The organism is Snodgrassella sp. CFCC 13594 (assembly GCF_001590725.1).
Lineage (GTDB): Bacteria > Pseudomonadota > Gammaproteobacteria > Burkholderiales > Neisseriaceae > Snodgrassella.
The window spans coordinates 193,839-210,382 of the sequence record NZ_LQXR01000002.1 but is presented as its reverse complement, the minus strand read 5'-3'; the positions used below and the strand labels follow the sequence as shown (position 1 = coordinate 210,382).

At 46.4% G+C, this 16,544-nt stretch carries 31 protein-coding genes; all 31 read right to left on the bottom strand.

Going from position 1 to position 16,544, the window contains the following annotated elements; translation table 11 throughout:
- Positions 1-24: 24 nt before the first annotated feature.
- The 31 genes from miaB to rsgA all read right to left on the bottom strand — a co-directional run bounded on the left by miaB (position 25) and on the right by rsgA (position 16,541).
- On the bottom strand, positions 25-1,353 hold the full coding sequence (gene miaB, locus A2F46_RS02715; RefSeq protein ID WP_066566266.1) for a tRNA (N6-isopentenyl adenosine(37)-C2)-methylthiotransferase MiaB: 1,329 nt from the start codon (positions 1,351-1,353) through the stop codon (positions 25-27).
- A 3-nt stretch (positions 1,354-1,356) separates the two neighbouring features.
- Entirely contained in the window at positions 1,357-1,770 is a 414-nt protein-coding gene (locus tag A2F46_RS02710; protein ID WP_066566263.1) for a hypothetical protein, read from the bottom strand.
- Between the two features lie 120 nt (positions 1,771-1,890).
- Positions 1,891-2,274, bottom strand: a complete 384-nt coding sequence (rplQ, locus tag A2F46_RS02705) for a 50S ribosomal protein L17 (RefSeq protein ID WP_066566261.1) — start codon at positions 2,272-2,274, stop codon at positions 1,891-1,893.
- A gap of 18 nt (positions 2,275-2,292) precedes the next feature.
- On the bottom strand, positions 2,293-3,279 hold the full coding sequence (rpoA, locus tag A2F46_RS02700) for a DNA-directed RNA polymerase subunit alpha (RefSeq protein WP_066566260.1): 987 nt from the start codon (positions 3,277-3,279) through the stop codon (positions 2,293-2,295).
- 24 nt (positions 3,280-3,303) lie between these two features.
- Positions 3,304-3,924, bottom strand: coding sequence for a 30S ribosomal protein S4 (gene rpsD, locus A2F46_RS02695; RefSeq protein WP_066566259.1), 621 nt, complete (start codon positions 3,922-3,924; stop codon positions 3,304-3,306).
- Between the two features lie 17 nt (positions 3,925-3,941).
- Positions 3,942-4,334, bottom strand: coding sequence for a 30S ribosomal protein S11 (rpsK, locus tag A2F46_RS02690; protein ID WP_066566253.1), 393 nt, complete (start codon positions 4,332-4,334; stop codon positions 3,942-3,944).
- Between the two features lie 17 nt (positions 4,335-4,351).
- Complete coding sequence (rpsM, locus tag A2F46_RS02685; protein ID WP_066566251.1) at positions 4,352-4,714, bottom strand: 30S ribosomal protein S13; 363 nt, start codon at positions 4,712-4,714, stop codon at positions 4,352-4,354.
- Positions 4,715-4,770: 56 nt separating this feature from the next.
- Positions 4,771-4,884 carry a 50S ribosomal protein L36 gene (gene rpmJ, locus A2F46_RS12015; RefSeq protein ID WP_003697674.1) on the bottom strand — a complete coding sequence of 38 codons (114 nt, stop codon included), beginning with the start codon at positions 4,882-4,884 and terminating at the stop codon, positions 4,771-4,773.
- Positions 4,885-4,902: 18 nt separating this feature from the next.
- Complete coding sequence (gene infA, locus A2F46_RS02680) at positions 4,903-5,121, bottom strand: translation initiation factor IF-1 (RefSeq protein ID WP_037585332.1); 219 nt, start codon at positions 5,119-5,121, stop codon at positions 4,903-4,905.
- 6 nt (positions 5,122-5,127) lie between these two features.
- Complete coding sequence (gene secY, locus A2F46_RS02675; protein WP_066566248.1) at positions 5,128-6,435, bottom strand: preprotein translocase subunit SecY; 1,308 nt, start codon at positions 6,433-6,435, stop codon at positions 5,128-5,130.
- Positions 6,436-6,448: 13 nt separating this feature from the next.
- Positions 6,449-6,883, bottom strand: a complete 435-nt coding sequence (rplO, locus tag A2F46_RS02670) for a 50S ribosomal protein L15 (RefSeq protein ID WP_066566245.1) — start codon at positions 6,881-6,883, stop codon at positions 6,449-6,451.
- Between the two features lies 1 nt (position 6,884).
- Complete coding sequence (gene rpmD / locus A2F46_RS02665; RefSeq protein WP_066566243.1) at positions 6,885-7,070, bottom strand: 50S ribosomal protein L30; 186 nt, start codon at positions 7,068-7,070, stop codon at positions 6,885-6,887.
- A complete protein-coding gene (gene rpsE / locus A2F46_RS02660) occupies positions 7,063-7,581 on the bottom strand; it encodes a 30S ribosomal protein S5 (RefSeq protein ID WP_066566237.1) in 519 nt (172 codons plus the stop codon). Before rpsE ends, rpmD begins: the two co-directional genes overlap by 8 nt.
- 23 nt (positions 7,582-7,604) lie before the next feature.
- On the bottom strand, positions 7,605-7,958 hold the full coding sequence (gene rplR, locus A2F46_RS02655; protein WP_066566234.1) for a 50S ribosomal protein L18: 354 nt from the start codon (positions 7,956-7,958) through the stop codon (positions 7,605-7,607).
- 13 nt (positions 7,959-7,971) lie between these two features.
- Complete coding sequence (rplF, locus tag A2F46_RS02650) at positions 7,972-8,505, bottom strand: 50S ribosomal protein L6 (protein ID WP_066566233.1); 534 nt, start codon at positions 8,503-8,505, stop codon at positions 7,972-7,974.
- An 11-nt stretch (positions 8,506-8,516) separates the two neighbouring features.
- Positions 8,517-8,909, bottom strand: coding sequence for a 30S ribosomal protein S8 (rpsH, locus tag A2F46_RS02645; RefSeq protein WP_066566232.1), 393 nt, complete (start codon positions 8,907-8,909; stop codon positions 8,517-8,519).
- Between the two features lie 16 nt (positions 8,910-8,925).
- Positions 8,926-9,231 carry a 30S ribosomal protein S14 gene (gene rpsN, locus A2F46_RS02640; protein ID WP_066566231.1) on the bottom strand — a complete coding sequence of 102 codons (306 nt, stop codon included), beginning with the start codon at positions 9,229-9,231 and terminating at the stop codon, positions 8,926-8,928.
- 2 nt (positions 9,232-9,233) lie between these two features.
- On the bottom strand, positions 9,234-9,773 hold the full coding sequence (rplE, locus tag A2F46_RS02635; RefSeq protein ID WP_066566228.1) for a 50S ribosomal protein L5: 540 nt from the start codon (positions 9,771-9,773) through the stop codon (positions 9,234-9,236).
- 10 nt (positions 9,774-9,783) lie between these two features.
- A complete protein-coding gene (gene rplX, locus A2F46_RS02630) occupies positions 9,784-10,107 on the bottom strand; it encodes a 50S ribosomal protein L24 (RefSeq protein WP_066566226.1) in 324 nt (107 codons plus the stop codon).
- 11 nt (positions 10,108-10,118) lie between these two features.
- Positions 10,119-10,487: a 50S ribosomal protein L14 gene (gene rplN / locus A2F46_RS02625; protein ID WP_066566224.1), complete on the bottom strand. Its 369-nt coding sequence runs from the start codon at positions 10,485-10,487 to the stop codon at positions 10,119-10,121.
- A 230-nt stretch (positions 10,488-10,717) separates the two neighbouring features.
- Positions 10,718-10,981, bottom strand: coding sequence for a 30S ribosomal protein S17 (gene rpsQ / locus A2F46_RS02620; RefSeq protein ID WP_066566222.1), 264 nt, complete (start codon positions 10,979-10,981; stop codon positions 10,718-10,720).
- Positions 10,981-11,172, bottom strand: coding sequence for a 50S ribosomal protein L29 (gene rpmC / locus A2F46_RS02615; RefSeq protein ID WP_066566221.1), 192 nt, complete (start codon positions 11,170-11,172; stop codon positions 10,981-10,983). The genes rpsQ and rpmC overlap by 1 nt, the downstream gene beginning before the upstream one ends.
- Entirely contained in the window at positions 11,172-11,588 is a 417-nt protein-coding gene (rplP, locus tag A2F46_RS02610) for a 50S ribosomal protein L16 (RefSeq protein WP_066566219.1), read from the bottom strand. The genes rpmC and rplP overlap by 1 nt, the downstream gene beginning before the upstream one ends.
- Positions 11,572-12,273 carry a 30S ribosomal protein S3 gene (gene rpsC, locus A2F46_RS02605; RefSeq protein ID WP_066566211.1) on the bottom strand — a complete coding sequence of 234 codons (702 nt, stop codon included), beginning with the start codon at positions 12,271-12,273 and terminating at the stop codon, positions 11,572-11,574. The genes rplP and rpsC overlap by 17 nt, the downstream gene beginning before the upstream one ends.
- 10 nt (positions 12,274-12,283) lie before the next feature.
- The gene (gene rplV / locus A2F46_RS02600; RefSeq protein ID WP_066566209.1) at positions 12,284-12,613 is read right to left on the bottom strand and encodes a 50S ribosomal protein L22; all 330 of its coding nucleotides are present in this window, start codon (positions 12,611-12,613) and stop codon (positions 12,284-12,286) included.
- Positions 12,614-12,623: 10 nt separating this feature from the next.
- Positions 12,624-12,899 (bottom strand): 30S ribosomal protein S19, encoded by a 276-nt coding sequence (gene rpsS, locus A2F46_RS02595; RefSeq protein ID WP_066566207.1) that lies wholly within the window; start codon positions 12,897-12,899, stop codon positions 12,624-12,626.
- Positions 12,900-12,904: 5 nt separating this feature from the next.
- The gene (gene rplB, locus A2F46_RS02590; protein ID WP_066566206.1) at positions 12,905-13,741 is read right to left on the bottom strand and encodes a 50S ribosomal protein L2; all 837 of its coding nucleotides are present in this window, start codon (positions 13,739-13,741) and stop codon (positions 12,905-12,907) included.
- Between the two features lie 5 nt (positions 13,742-13,746).
- Positions 13,747-14,061, bottom strand: a complete 315-nt coding sequence (gene rplW / locus A2F46_RS02585) for a 50S ribosomal protein L23 (RefSeq protein WP_197457533.1) — start codon at positions 14,059-14,061, stop codon at positions 13,747-13,749.
- Positions 14,058-14,678 (bottom strand): 50S ribosomal protein L4, encoded by a 621-nt coding sequence (gene rplD, locus A2F46_RS02580; protein WP_066566200.1) that lies wholly within the window; start codon positions 14,676-14,678, stop codon positions 14,058-14,060. The genes rplW and rplD overlap by 4 nt, the downstream gene beginning before the upstream one ends.
- Positions 14,678-15,322, bottom strand: a complete 645-nt coding sequence (gene rplC, locus A2F46_RS02575; RefSeq protein ID WP_066566198.1) for a 50S ribosomal protein L3 — start codon at positions 15,320-15,322, stop codon at positions 14,678-14,680. The genes rplD and rplC overlap by 1 nt, the downstream gene beginning before the upstream one ends.
- A gap of 352 nt (positions 15,323-15,674) precedes the next feature.
- On the bottom strand, positions 15,675-16,541 hold the full coding sequence (gene rsgA / locus A2F46_RS02570; RefSeq protein WP_066566478.1) for a ribosome small subunit-dependent GTPase A: 867 nt from the start codon (positions 16,539-16,541) through the stop codon (positions 15,675-15,677).
- Positions 16,542-16,544 lie beyond the last annotated feature (3 nt).

The window sequence follows — 16,544 nt, the reverse complement described above, 5'->3', positions numbered from 1 at the left end:
GAGGGTAGTTAGGCTGCCTGAAGGTTAATCGGCCAGCACCATATCACCACGCAACGAAAAAGTATGTGCGGCGGTAATGGTCAAATCCACCATTTGATTGATGAGCCTTGGCTGGCCAGTGAAATTTACCACACGATTGTTGGCAGTGCGCGCCTGCAATTGGGTGGGGTCTTTTTTGGATACGCCTTCCACCAAGCAGCGCTGTACCGAGCCCACCATGGTTTGATTAATGCGCATTGTTTCCGCTTCAATGATGTCATTCAAAGCTTCCAGCCGCCGCACCTTTTCTTCATGCGCAGTATCATCAGGTAAGTTGGCTGCAGGTGTACCAGGACGTGGGCTGTAGATAAACACAAAACTCAAATCAAAAGCCACGTCCCTAACCAACTTCAAAGTTTGTTCAAATTCACGTTCGGTTTCACCAGGGAAACCAACAATAAAATCTGAACTCAAACACAACTCGGGCCTAATCGCACGCAGCTTGCGAATAATGTGTTTGTATTCCAAAGCAGTGTACCCACGTTTCATGGCACTCAACACCCGATCAGAGCCTGATTGCACGGGTAAGTGCAGGTGTGAAACCAGCTTAGGCAAATCGCGGTAACACTCAATAATGGCATCAGAAAACTCTCGAGGATGGCTAGTCGTAAAACGCATCCGCTCAATGCCCGGGATTTCATGCACGATACGCAACAAGGTGGCAAAATCGCACAGCTCACCATTACCCATATCACCACGATAGGCATTTACATTTTGGCCGAGTAAATTGATTTCTTTGACACCTTGCTGAGCCAAGTTGGCAATTTCAGTAAGCACATCATTCAAAGGGCGTGAAAATTCCTCGCCACGGGTATAGGGCACGACACAAAAACTACAATATTTGGAACAGCCTTCCATAATGGATACAAAAGCGGCGCCCCCTTCCACTCGAGCAGGTGGCAGGTGATCGAATTTTTCGATTTCAGGGAAGGAAATATCAACCTGTGAAAGGCCCGTAGTCTCTTTATCGGCAATCAATTGCGGCAACCGATGCAAGGTCTGTGGTCCAAAAACAACATCCACATAAGGCGCCCGTTTGACAATGGCGTCCCCTTCTTGAGAAGCCACACAACCGCCCACACCAATAATCAAATTGGGATTTTTGGCCTTAAGCGGTCGAACACGGCCCAAATCAGAAAACACCTTCTCTTGCGCCTTTTCACGCACGGAGCAGGTATTGAATAGAATAATATCAGCATCTTCAACGTTGTCCGTGCGTTGCAAATCATCACCTTCTGCCAAAACAGAAAGCATTTTATCGCTGTCATATTCATTCATCTGACAGCCAAATGTGCGTATAAAAACTTTTTTCATGAATTATTGATTCTGTAATTGTTGCATCCGTGCTCGCATGCGTTCAGCCCGTTGGGCCAATTGCTCACGCTCTTGCGGTGTTAAAATCCAAATTTCATCTATGCCTGAGTTGGCTGTATTAAAGCGAACCGCCACTGCTTCGCCAGCAAACCGGGGCAGCTGGCCATAAGTCACAAACAAATTATTTTGATTACGCACACGCACGCTGGCATTTAAATCATAAGCTTTCGAGCCATCAAGCCAACCCAACGTCAGTACTTTCAACCACGACCATTTATCATTACCCAAAACCACTTGATTACCCGATGCGGACTTTAAAACCGCAACTTGCATATTGGTGGGAATTATCCGAGCAGCAAATGCGGAAAAAGCAAACGTCAAACAAAAAATACACAGCAAAATACGGGCTTTATTCATGTTCGTCACCTTTCATACAATGAAGATGCATTATACGCAACACCAACACTTCAGGCAGCCTGACCACAATACAAAGAAAAAGCCAGCCCAAAATCAGGCTGGCTTATCGAAGCATTTAAATTACTCAGCAGCTTCTTCTGCTTCCGGAGCCTTGTCCACCAACTCAACCAAAGCCAACGGTGCATTGTCGCCTTGACGGAAACCATATTTCAAAATACGAATATAACCACCATTGCGTGCCGCAAAACGGCCACCCAATTCGTCAAACAATTTAACCACCACATCACGATCACGGGTACGGTCAAATGCCAGGCGACGGTTAGCCAAAGATGGTTTTTTACCCAAAGTAATCAGGGGTTCAACCACACGACGCAACTCTTTCGCTTTGGGCAAAGTGGTTACAATGGTTTCATGGGTCAACAAAGAGTTGGCCATGTTACGCAACATGGCAGCACGGTGGCTGCTGGTGCGGTTTAATTTGCGGTTACCATTACGATGACGCATGTCATTATCCTTTAATCATCAAACTTGTGGCTTTTCCAAGCTGGCCGGGGGCCACGCTTCCAATTTTGAACCCAACGTCAAACCTTTAGAAGCCAAAACTTCCTTGATTTCATTCAGAGACTTACGCCCCAAGTTCGGGGTTTTTAACAGCTCAGTCTCAGTACGCTGGATCAAATCGCCAATGTAGTAAATGTCTTCAGCTTTCAAGCAATTGGCTGAGCGCACAGTCAATTCCAAGTCGTCAACAGGACGTAACAGAATTGGGTCGATAGGCGGCTCTTTTTCTTCTACCACCTCAACCGGTGTACCTTGCAAATCAGCAAAAATCGACATTTGGTCGATCAAAATGCGTGCCGCACTGCGTACAGCTTCTTCCGGATCAATGGCGCCATTGGTTTCGATATCCAAAACCAAACAGTCCAAATCGGTGCGCTGCTCCACACGAGCGGGTTCTACTTCAAAGCTGACACGACTGATGGGCGAAAAGCTTGCATCCAACTGAATGGCCCCAATGCGGTTTTGATCATCTTTCTGACGACGACCTGCAACAGATTGATAGCCACGACCCAGCTCCACTTTAATTTCCATATGGAGATTGCCATTGTCAGATAGGTGACAAATTACATGATCGGGATTAATAATCTCTACATCATGGGGCAACTCGATGTCAGCAGCAGTAACAGCGCCAGCACCGGATTTTTTCAAGGTCAAAGTCACTTCATGGCGGCCATGCAACTTGAATACCACCCCTTTCAGGTTCAGCAAGATATCAACAACATCTTCCTGAACACCGTCCAAGGTTGAGTATTCGTGCAACACGCCTTCAATGGAAACTTCAGTTGGCGCATAACCATTCATTGATGACAGTAAGATACGACGCAAAGCATTACCCAAGGTATGACCGAAGCCTCGCTCAAAAGGCTCCATAGACACTTTGGCTCGAGTAGCGGACAAAGTGTCCACGTCGATTTGACGCGGTTTCAAAAATTCGGATGTGTTTTGCATTTAACTGTCCTCATTTAACTGGCGTTATTTAGAGTAGAACTCTACCACCAGCTGTTCATTAATATCGCCACTCAATTCAGCACGATCAGGCATGTTTTTAAACACACCTTCAAACTTGTCGGCATCCACAGACACCCAGCTCGGCAAACCAATTTGAGTAGCCAAGCCCATGGCTTCTTGAATACGTACTTGTTTCCTGGCTTTTTCACGAACAGCCACCACATCACCCGCTTTCACTTGGAAAGAAGGAATGTTGACGAGTTGCCCATTTACAGTAATGGATTTGTGCGAAACCAACTGACGGGCTTCCGCACGGGTAGAACCAAAGCCCATACGGTAAACCACATTGTCCAAGCGAGATTCCAGCAATTGCAACAACAACTCGCCAGTCGAACCTTTACGACGTTCTGCTTCAGCAAAATAACGGCGGAATTGACGTTCCAACACACCATAAATACGGCGAATTTTTTGCTTTTCGCGCAACTGCAAACCATAGCCAGACAAGCGCGGTTTTTTAGCGCCATGCTGACCAGGAGCAGTATCAATTTTACATTTTGAATCCAAAGAGCGGCGTGCGCTCTTCAGAAACAAATCAGTGCCCTCACGACGGGCCAGTTTACATTTCGGGCCGGTATAACGTGCCATACTCGAATACTCCTAGTTTAGATACGACGTTTTTTAGGCGGACGACAACCGTTGTGCGGTATCGGCGTAACGTCTGTAATGCTGGTAATCTTAAAACCAAGAGCGTTGAGCGCACGTACTGAAGATTCGCGTCCGGGGCCCGGGCCTTTGATGCGAACTTCCAAATTCTTCACGCCATACTCTTGGGCAACTTTACCAGCTGCTTCTGCCGCTACCTGTGCGGCAAATGGTGTGCTTTTACGCGAACCTTTAAAACCAGCGCCGCCAGAGGTAGCCCAAGATAATGCATTGCCTTGGCGATCGGTGATGGTAATGATGGTATTGTTGAATGATGCATGTACATGCACAATACCTTCACTTACGGATTTACGTACTTTCTTGCGCACACGAGCTGTGTTTGCTTTAGCCATTCTAATTCCTTAAACAATTATTTCTTGCCAGCAATCGCTTTACGCGGACCCTTACGGGTACGTGCATTGGTGCGAGTGCGTTGACCACGACACGGCAAGCCGCGACGGTGGCGCAAGCCACGGTAACAACCCATGTCCATCAAACGTTTGATGTTCATGGTCACTTCACGGCGCAAATCACCTTCTACATGAAAGTGGGCGACTTGCTCACGCAAAGAATCCAGCTGAGTCTCATCCAAATCTTTTACTTTAGTGCTCGGCACAATACCGGCAGCTTCGCAAATCAATTTGGCGCGAGACGGACCAATACCATAAATGGCTTGGAGACCAATTACGATATGGGCGTTGTTGGGGATATTTACCCCTGCAATACGAGCCATATTTTTTCCTCAGGGCAAAAGTTCGTCACTATAACACAAAGACTTATTTTATCCAATTAGCCTTGACGTTGTTTGTGACGAGGGTCAGTACAAATCACTCGAACAACACGATTACGACGAATGATTTTGCAATTGCGGCAAATTTTCTTTACCGAAGGCTGAACGCGCATAATGTTTCCTTTCTACTCTTAACGGGCGCGGAAAACGATGCGTGCACGAGATAAATCGTACGGAGTCAGTTCTACAGTCACTTTGTCGCCCGGAGAAATACGGATGTAGTGCATCCGCATTTTCCCAGAAATATGACCCAAAACCACATGATCGTTTTCAAGCTTTACTTTAAAAGTTGCATTGGGCAAGGTTTCTAAAATTTCACCCTGCATTTGTATGGTGTCTTCTTTTGCCATGATGCATTAACGACGGGATAATGATTTCATGTTAGATCGCTTCATCAGATGATCATACTGACTACTCATCATGTATGACGCGATTTGCGTTCTAAAGTCCATAGTAACCACCACCAGAATCAACAGTGAGGTACCACCCAAATAAAACGGCACATTCATCGCCGAAGTCAACACTTCTGGAATCAAACACACCACAGCGATGTAGATTGCACCCCAAAAAGTCAGGCGCAATACCACTTTTTCTAAATAACGACTGGTTTGCTCACCAGGACGAATACCGGGTACAAAAGCACCACTTTTCTTTAAATTCTCAGCCATTTCACGTGGGCTAAATACCAACGCTGTATAAAAATAACAAAAGAAAATAATAGTAGCGGCATACAGCAAAACAAATACAGGCTGACCATGCTGCAAATATCCAGCTAATTTTTGCAAGACACCGTCTTGATTACTACCGCCAAACCAGCTTAATAACGTGGTTGGGAACAAAATGATGCTAGACGCAAAAATCGGCGGAATCACACCAGCCATATTCAGCTTAAACGGCATAAATGAAGCCGGGGCCTGCATAATGCGATTACCCATTTGGCGCTTGGCATACTGTATCGGCACTTTACGCTGTGCACTTTCAATGTACACAACAAAATAAGTCAACAACAAAGCGCCCACAAGAATTGCAATAGGCATCAAAAATGAACCTTGACTACCCAAATTCAGCAACCTGCCAATACCAGACGGCATGCCAGCAACAATCCCTGCCGTAATAATCAACGAAATACCATTACCCAAACCCCGTTCGGTAATCTGCTCACCCAACCACATCAAAAACATGGTGCCGGTAACCAAGCAAACGATGGTCGACAGATAAAACTCATACTGGCTAGCTACCACAACCCCTTGTTGATAAACAAAGGCTGCCGCGCCGAAGCTTTGTAAAGTAGCCAAAATAACTGTGCCATAACGAGTGTATTTGGTAATCACTCGGCGACCAGATTCGCCTTCTTTTTTTAAAGCTTTCAAAGAAGGAATAATTTCTGATGCCAATTGTAAGATAATGGACGCTGAAATATACGGCATAATTCCGATAGCAAAAATACTGAAGCGTTGCAAAGAGCCGCCGGAGAACATATTGAGCATATTCAATACACCTCCGCCAGAACTCTCATACAATTTTGCTAAAGCGGCCCCGTCTACACCAGGCACTGGGATATGGGAACCAATACGGAACACAATCAGCGCACCCAGCAAAAACAACAAACGATTTTTTAAATCACCAAACTTAGACAGTCCAGTTGAGGGTTGTTGATTAGCCACTTTAATTTTCGCCTTATTCTGCTACTTTGCCACCAGCAGCTTCAATGGCTTGTCGCGCACCTTTGGTGGCTTTAATGCCATTTAAAGTTACTGCTTTATCAATGCTGCCTGAAGCAATTACTTTAACGTTTTGAGCAGAAGCAGACACCAAGCCCACTTGTTTCAACACCAAAACATCGATTTCTTCAACAGCCACTTTAGCCAAATCACTCAAACGCACTTCTGCATTCAAGCCAGCTGACAAAGATTTAAAGCCACGTTTCGGCAAACGACGTTGCAATGGCATTTGGCCGCCTTCAAAGCCTACCTTGTGAAAACCACCGGCACGACTTTTTTGACCCTTATGACCACGACCACCCGTTTTGCCCAAACCGCTTCCGATGCCACGACCCACACGGCGGCCCGCGTGTTTGGCACCTTCAGCAGGCTGAATGGTATTCAGCAACATATTATTTCTCCACTTTCAAAAGGTAGCTAATCTTATTGATCATGCCACGATTTTCCGGGGTATCCAACACTTCTACGGTATGTTCACGATGACGTAAACCCAAACCGCGAGCACAAGCACGGTGAGCAGCGATGGTACCAATTAGGCTTTTCGCCAATGTTACTTTAATGGTTTTCGCTTCACTCATGTCCTTCTCCCAAAATGTCTTCTACGCTCAAACCACGTTTAGCCGCGATTTCTGCAGGCGTGTACAATTTAGACAAGCCATCCAATGTAGCCCGCACAATATTATACGGATTGGTTGAGCCATGCACTTTAGCAGAAATGTTATGGATACCCATGGCATCAAATACCAAGCGCATCGGGCCACCGGCTTTCACACCGTTACCTTCTTTAGCGGGCTGCATAAACACTCGGGTTGCACCGTGTTTGCCAATTACTTCATGGTGAATTGTGCGGCCGTTCAAAGGCACTTTAATCATATTGCGACGAGCATGATCCATGGCTTTCTGCACAGCAACTGGCACTTCTTTAGATTTGCCTTTGCCCATGCCGATACGGCCATCACCATCACCCACAACAGTCAAAGCGGAGAAGGCCATGATGCGACCACCTTTAACCACTTTGGTCACGCGATTAACGGCGACCATCTTCTCGATCAGGCCGTCACCGCGTTCTTCAATCTCATGTTTTGCCATAATAATGGTATCTCCACAGTTTATTAGAAGCTCAAGCCGTTTTCACGTGCCGCCTCAGCCAAAGCTTTAACTCGGCCATGGTATTGGAAACCAGCGCGATCAAAAGCCACTGTTTCAACACCTGCGGCTTTGGCTTTTTCAGCAATGCGCTTGCCTACAACAGCAGCTGCATCTGTGTTACTGCCATATTTGATGTCGGAACGAACATCAGCTTCTAGCGTAGAGGCAGAAGCCAAAACTTTGTCACCTTCAGCGCTAATAACTTGGGCATAAATGTGATTATTGGTACGGAATACGCACAATCTCACTTTGTTTAAATCCGCTATTTTGGCACGGGTTTTACGTGCACGGCGGAGTCTTGCTGCTTTCTTATCCATCAGTGAGCCTCAATTATTTTTTCTTGGTTTCTTTAATAACCACGCGTTCATCAGCATAACGAACACCTTTGCCTTTATAAGGCTCAGGTGGACGATAGCCACGAATCTCCGCAGCCACCTGACCAACAACCTGTTTGTCGGCACCACTAATCACAATTTCAGTTTGTGACGGCGTAACCGCAGTGATGCCTTCAGGCAACTCATAGTTAACCGGGTGTGAGAACCCCAAAGACAAGTTCAATACTTTGCCTTGAGCCTGAGCACGGTAACCTACACCAATCAATTGCAGTTTCTTTTCAAAGCCTTCAGTTACGCCCACCACCATATTGTGCAATAACGCACGTACGGTACCAGACAACGCGTTGGCTTGAGTACTTTGGTCGGCAGCAGTAATCACCAAGTGACCATCTTCCAAAGCAACTTTAACTTCATTGTGCTGATGCAAAGACAGTTCGCCCAATTTGCCTTTAACAATAATGGCATCGGGAGAAAACTTCACATCTACACCAGTGGGTACAACTACCGGATGTTTTGCTATACGAGACATGTTTGTACTCCTTAGGCCACAACGCACAACAACTCACCACCCACGCCATTAGCACGAGCTTTGCGGTCAGTCATTACGCCTTTAGAGGTACTTACAATCACAACGCCCAAACCATTCATTACAGATGGAATGTCGTTGGAGCCTTTATACACACGCAAACCAGGACGTGATACGCGTTGAATGCGCTCAATCACAGGACGGCCGGCGTAGTATTTCAATTGAATTTCCAATGTCGGTTTGGCATCAGCATTCACAGCGAAATCTTCAACATAGCCTTCGTCTTTTAAGACTTTGGCAATGGCTACTTTGAGCTTAGAAGATGGCATGGCAACTGTTGCTTTATTCGCACGCTGAGCATTGCGAATACGGGTCAACATATCGGAAATAGGATCATGCATACTCATTCTTTATATACTCCTATTACCAGCTGGCTTTAATCACACCCGGGATTTCACCACGCATGGCAATTTCACGGATTTTGGTACGACCCAAGCCGAATTTACGGAAGTTTCCACGAGGACGGCCGGTTAAAGCGCAGCGGCGACGCTGCCGAATCGGCGCAGCATTGCGCGGAACAGTTTGTAATTTCAGTCGGGCTTCAAAACGCTCTTCATCAGTCGCATTGGCATCATTGATGACAGCGAAAATGGCTTCGCGTTTTGCAGCATATTTCTTGGCCAAAGCTTCACGCTTCAGCTCACGATTAATAAGTGCCTTCTTAGCCATAATTAACCCTTAAACGGAAACTTAAACAAAGACAGCAGGGCTTTAGCTTCTGCATCAGTCTTCGCGGTAGTGGTGATGGTGATGTTCAAACCACGCAGAGCATCGATCTTATCGTATTCGATTTCTGGGAAAATGATCTGTTCACGCACACCCATATTGTAGTTGCCGCGACCATCGAAAGATTTACCATTAACGCCACGGAAGTCACGAACACGCGGCAAAGCAATCGATACCAAACGATCCAAGAACTCAAACATACGTTCACGGCGCAAAGTGACTTTGCATCCAATCGGATAGTTATCACGAATCTTAAAGCCCGCAATTGATTTGCGCGCTACTGTTACCACCGGTTTTTGGCCAGCGATTTTTTCTAAATCTGCAACAGCGTGCTCCATTACCTTTTTATCGGCTACCGCTTCGCCTACACCCATATTCAAGGTGATTTTTTCAATGCGAGGCACTTCCATAACGGATTTGTAGTCGAATTGCTTGGTCAATTCAGGAACCACGGTGCTGGTATAAAAATCTTTTAAACGAGCCATTGATTTCTCCTTATGCACCTACCGCAGCACCAGTGGATTTAAACACACGGGTACGCGTTACTTTACCGTCTACCGTTTCCACTTTGATGCCAACACGATCGGCTTTTTGGGTTTCTGGATTAAAGATGGCTACATTTGAAATGGCCAAAGGCATGCTTTTGGTGACAACACCACCTTCAACACCGCGCATTGGATTTGGCTTTTGGTGGCGCTTCACTTGATTCACACCTTCAACAACCACTTTTTCACCCAAAACACGTGCCACTTTGCCCTGTTTGCCTTTGTCTTTGCCGGCAATAACGATCACTTGATCGCCAGTTTTAATCTTATTCATTGTAACCTCACTTACAATACTTCAGGAGCCAATGAAACGATTTTCATGAATCGCTCAGTACGCAGCTCACGGGTTACCGGGCCAAAAATACGAGTACCAATAGGCTCCAACTTGGTGTTCAACAACACAGCAGCATTGGTATCGAATTTAATCAAAGCACCATCATTACGGCGCACACCTTTTGCAGTGCGCACAACAACGGCGTTATACACATCGCCTTTTTTTACACGGCCACGTGGGGCTGCATCTTTTACGGCCACTTTAATAATGTCGCCAACAGAAGCGTAGCGACGCTTAGATCCGCCCAACACTTTAATGCACATCACGCGACGCGCACCAGAGTTGTCAGCCACATCTAAGATGGTCTGCATTTGAATCATGTTAATACCTTTAAAAATCCAACTTAATTTACCATTTTCATGCAGCCGCCTACTTTTAAGGCTGCCTGAAACCGCTAACGGTTCTAGTAAACCAGTCTTGGGTCCCGAAGGGAGAATACCCAGTGAAAACTAGGCGCTTTCAAGAATCTGAAAGATAAGGAACGAAGTTTACAGGCAATTATCTATTGCTGCAAGACTTCGCTCCCAAAAACACGTTTATGTTGTGTGATTTACACAGTACGTGCTTTTTCCACCAGTTCAGTTACCACCCAAGCTTTGGTTTTTGACAACGGGCGTGATTCAGCAATCACCACCACATCGCCAATACCATACTGGTTTTGTTCATCATGCGCATGGATTTTTGTAGAACGGCGTATCACCTTGCCATACAACGGGTGTTTTACTTTACGCTCTACCAAAACCGTTACGGTTTTGTCCATCTTGTCACTAACCACTTTGCCTTGCAAAGTACGAACATTTTGTGCAGTCGTCATTATTCACCATCCTTTTGACGCAAAATGGTTTTCACACGAGCAATATCACGACGCACTTTTTTCAGCTCACTGGCTTTCGCCAATTGGCCTGTGGCGTGCTGCATGCGCAAACCAAACTGCGCTTTCATCAGGCCAACCAGCTCTTCGTTTAACTGCTCAACAGATTTGTCTTTCAATTCACTGGCTTTCATTATTGACCTACCTGTCTCTTAACAAACACGGTTTGAATCGGCAATTTGGCTGCGGCCAATTCAAAAGCCTGACGAGCCAGCGTTTCATCAACACCATCCATTTCATACAGCATTTTGCCTGGTTTGATTTCGGCCACGTAGTATTCAACGTTACCTTTACCGCCACCCATACGTACTTGAATCGGCTTTTCCGTAATTGGTTTATCAGGGAACACACGAATCCAAATGCGACCACCACGTTTAATGTGACGCGTCATGGCACGACGTGCTGCTTCAATTTGACGTGCTGTCAAACGACCGCGACCAACCGCTTTCAGACCAAAATCACCGAAGCTCACTTTGTTACCGCGCGTAGCGATACCCGTGTTGCGGCCTTTTTGCTGTTTGCGGTATTTCATTCTAGTTGGCTGCAGCATTTCGACCACCTGCCTTTCTGTGTTTCTTGTCTTGTTCCGGCTTCGCCTGGATTTCACCCGGCGTCAATTCACCTTTGTAAACCCATACTTTAATACCGATAATGCCGTAAGTGGTTTTGGCTTCACTGGTTGCATAATCCACATTGGCACGCAAAGTATGCAGCGGCACGCGACCTTCGCGATACCATTCGCTACGCGCAATATCAATACCATTCAAGCGACCAGAAGACATGATCTTGATGCCTTTGGCACCGACACGCATGGCATTTTGCATAGAGCGTTTCATGGCACGGCGGAACATCACTCGTTTTTCCAGCTGAGAGGCAATATTGTCAGCAATGATTTGTGCATCCAATTCTGGCTTGCGAATTTCCTCGATGTTGACATGCACAGGCACGCCCATCAATTTTTGCAAATCACGTTTCAATACCTCAATGTCTTCACCTTTTTTGCCAATCACAATACCCGGACGAGCACTGTAAATGGTGATGCGGGCAGATTTGGCCGGGCGCTCAATGACAACGCGACCTACTGAAGCATTGTGCAGGCGCTTACGCAAAAAATTGCGTACATCGATGTCTTCTTTCAAGATTTTTGAAAAATCACCGCTTTTGGCAAACCACTTGGAAGACCAATCTTTGTTCACTGCCAGGCGAAAGCCTGTAGGGTTAATTTTTTGTCCCATCGCTTTTCCTTCAGTTGCCCACAATCACGTTGATGTGACAAGTTTGTTTTTCAATGCGATTACCGCGGCCTTTGGCACGCGCTTGAAACCGTTTCAAGCTTGGGCCTTTGTCCACATTGATGGTAACCACTTTCAATTCGTCGATATCAGCACCGTCATTATGCTCGGCATTGGCCACCGCAGATTCCAGTACTTTCTTAATTAATGCAGCACCTTTTTTAGGGCTGAACGTTAAGATATTCAACGCTTGGGCGATATCCTTGCCACGGATCTGATCAGCCACCAAACGGGCCTTTTGAGCAGAAATACGGGCATTTTTATGTTGTGCAGTCACTCTCATGTCTTATCCCTTATTTCTTAGCCTTTTTATCGGCCAAATGGCCTTTAAAGGTACGGGTCAATGAGAATTCACCCAATTTATGGCCAACCATATTGTCGCTCACAAACACCGGCACATGCGTGCGGCCATTATGAACAGCAATGGTCAAACCAATAAAATCAGGCAAAATGGTTGAACGACGTGACCACGTTTTAATCGGGCGCTTGTCGTTATTGGCGCGAGCCGCATCTACTTTTTTCAGCAAATGCAGATCGACATACGGGCCTTTTTTCAATGAACGAGCCATGTCAATTAACCTTTAGTTGAGTAGCGGCGACGAACAATCATGTTGTCGGTGCGTTTATTGCGACGAGTGCGGTAGCCCTTAGACGGCGTACCCCATGGGCTAACCGGTTCACGACCTTCGCCAGTACGGCCTTCACCACCACCATGCGGGTGATCTACCGGGTTCATAACCACGCCACGCACGGTCGGACGAATGCCCTTCCAACGCTTAGCACCAGCTTTACCCAGTTTCTGCAGGCTTTGTTCTTCATTGCCCACCTCACCAATAGTGGCGCGGCAGTCAATTAAAATTTTGCGCACTTCGCCAGAACGCAAACGAACTTGAGCGTACGCGCCTTCTTTCGCCAGCAACACAGCAGAGGCACCAGCAGAACGTGCAATTTGTGCACCTTTGCCCGGCTTCATTTCAATACAGTGAATGGTGGTACCTACCGGAATATTGCGAATTGGCAAATTATTGCCAGCTTTAATCGCCGCTTCCGAACCTGATACCAATACCGCACCTGCCTGAATGCCACGCGGCGCAATGATGTAACGACGCTCACCATCTGTAAAACACAACAATGCAATATGTGCTGTACGGTTTGGATCGTATTCAATACGCTCAACAGTAGCTTTGATGCCGTCTTTGTCGTTGCGCTTAAAATCCACAACGCGGTAATGATGCTTATGACCACCACCTTTATGGCGAGTGGTAATGCGACCATTGTGGTTGCGACCCGCTGTTGAAGATTGTTTTTCCAATAACGGTGCATGCGGTGCACCTTTATGCAAGCCTTCTGTGGTGACGCGAACCATGCCGCGGCGACCAGCAGATGTCGGCTTCATTTTAACAATAGCCATAATGCTTATTCCTTATCTGCAGAAGCAGCAGCAGATTCAATGTCAAGCTCTTGGCCAGCAGCCAAGCTGACATAGGCTTTTTTCACATCACTGCGCTTACCGATGGTACGGCCAAAACGTTTGCTTTTGCCCTTGGTGATCGTGGTGGTTACAGTATCCACTTTCACGTCAAACAGCATTTCAACCGCAGCTTTAATTTCTTGCTTGGTTGCGTTTGGCAATACTTTGAAAGTCATTTGGTTGCGTTTTTCAGCCAGCATATTGCTTTTTTCTGAAACAACAGGTGCCAAAATCACTTGTGTTAAACGTTGTTGATTCATACCCATTGCTCCTCAAGTTGGGCCACTGCCGCTTTGGTCAGCACCACTTTCTTAAAGCGCAGCAAATTGTATGGATCGGCTTGTTGCGCTTCCAATACCAATACATTCGGCAAATTGCGGCTAGACAAGTAAACGTTTTCATCCAATTGCTTGGTGATGAACAACACCTGCTCCAAACCCAAACCTTTGACTTGATCAGCAAATGCTTTGGTTTTTGGAGTTTCAGCAGACAATTCGTCAATCACAAACAAGCGTTCGTCGCGTACCAGTTGGGACAAAATGGCGGCCATACCAGCACGGAACATTTTGCGATTCACTTTTTGGGTGAAGTTTTCATCTGGTTTGTTTGGGAATGCACGACCACCACTACGCCAGATTGGTGAAGAAGTCATACCAGAACGGGCACGACCAGTACCTTTTTGGCGCCATGGCTTCTTGGTGGAGTGTTTTACTTCAGCACGCGTCAATTGACTGCGGTTGCCTGAACGGGCATTCGCCAAAAAGGCGGTTACCAGCTGATGAACCAAGTCTTCATTGTATTCACGCGCAAACAAAGCATCAGATGCAGCCACAGAACCGGCTACCTGACCTTTGGCATCAATCAATTTCAGTTCCATTACGCACCTACTTTCACGCTGGGACGCACGACAACGTCGCTGTTAACCGCACCCGGCACGGCACCCTTCACCAGCAACAACTGACGATCGGCGTCGATGCGCACGATTTGCAAATGCTGTACGGTGGATTGAGTATTACCATATTGACCGGCCATACGCTTACCCGGAAATACGCGACCCGGGTCTTGCGCCATACCAATAGAACCAGGCACTTTATGCGAACGGGAATTACCGTGAGAAGCACGTTGTGAACCGAAATTATGACGTTTAATAGTACCTGAAAAGCCTTTACCTTTACTGGTGCCAGTAACGTCGACCAATTGACCTGCTTCGAAAATACCGACAGTTACTTCTTCACCGGATTTCAATTCAGCCAATTTTTCTGCAGAAACGACAAATTCTACCAAACCACGACCGGCTTCAACGCCCGCCTTAGCAAAGTGACCTGCCTCAGCCTTATTCACACGATTGGCTTTTTTCTGACCAAAGGTAACCTGAACGGCAGTATAACCGTCGGTATCTTCGGATTTCAGTTGAGTGACGCGATTAGCAGACATATCCAGCACAGTAACTGGAATGGAAGCGCCGTTCTCATCGAACACGCGCGTCATGCCCACTTTGCGCCCAACCAGACCTAAAGTCATAGTTATTTCCTTTAACAAGGGACCAATTACGATTGATTGGCCTTATTGCACAAAAAAAGAATCTTGCCAAAAAATCGGCAAGACGACGATAGTACCACACACAAAACCACGCTCGCAAGCATTTCACAAATGAGAATAAGCACTTAAACATATCATGCCATTTTTACGACACTCTCTCAATTAAGTGTATTTAGACGGTTTAAACAACGAGTGCATCAACAAAAACAACATAGGTAATCTTAAATAATTCACTGAATATCAAATTATTAGAAATAAAACCACTAAAAACCACCATTGGTTGCTTTCAGGCAACCTGCCCATTGCGGCGCATTATCTTAACTAGGCCTCCGAATCAACGTCGCAATTCATCACTCACTTGCTGTAAAAAAGCCAGACGCTCGGGCTTAATGATTCCTTGCGTGCAAGCATCTTTCACTGCACAGCCCGGCTCTTGGCGGTGTGTGCAATTATGAAACCGACACAAGCCAATATACGCTCGCATATCAGGCAAATAATGCAATAGATCATTGGCATTTAAGTGGTGCAGGCCGAAAGCCTGCAATCCGGGTGAATCAATCAACTGCGTCTGTGCATCCAAATCGTAAAGCTGTGCATGTGTAGTGGTGTGGCGACCCGAGTCCAAAGCTTGAGAAATATCACCCACACGGGCAATTTGATTGCCCAAAAGTGCATTGGTGAGGGTAGATTTCCCCATGCCTGACTGCCCCATAAAAATATTACATTGGCCATGTAACTGTGTCCGCAATAACGAAACATCACCCAACGCGCTCACATTCAATAAGAGATAGCCCATAGTTTGATAAAAAGCCAATTTTTCCTGCCACGCCGCACTGCTCGGTAAATCTGCTTTATTGAGCACGATCACTGGCGCAATATTACTGGCCTCCGCCGCCAATAAAGCCCTTTGCAGCAACATCTCACTGGGCGTAGGCACAGGCGCCAACACAATTAGCATCTGCGTAACATTGGCTGCAATCAGTTTGCTGCGCGAAGCATCTTGGCGAAACAACAAACTTTGCCGTGGTAAATAATCCTCAATAACCGCTTGCTCGTGATTGATGTGACCAATGTACACTCTGTCACCACAAGCAAAATCCACACGTTTTTTGCGCGTGGTCGCCTCATACACCTTACCCTCTTTGGTCCGCACCACAAAACGGCGGCCAAAACTGGTGATGATTTGCGCTTCTAAATCCATACC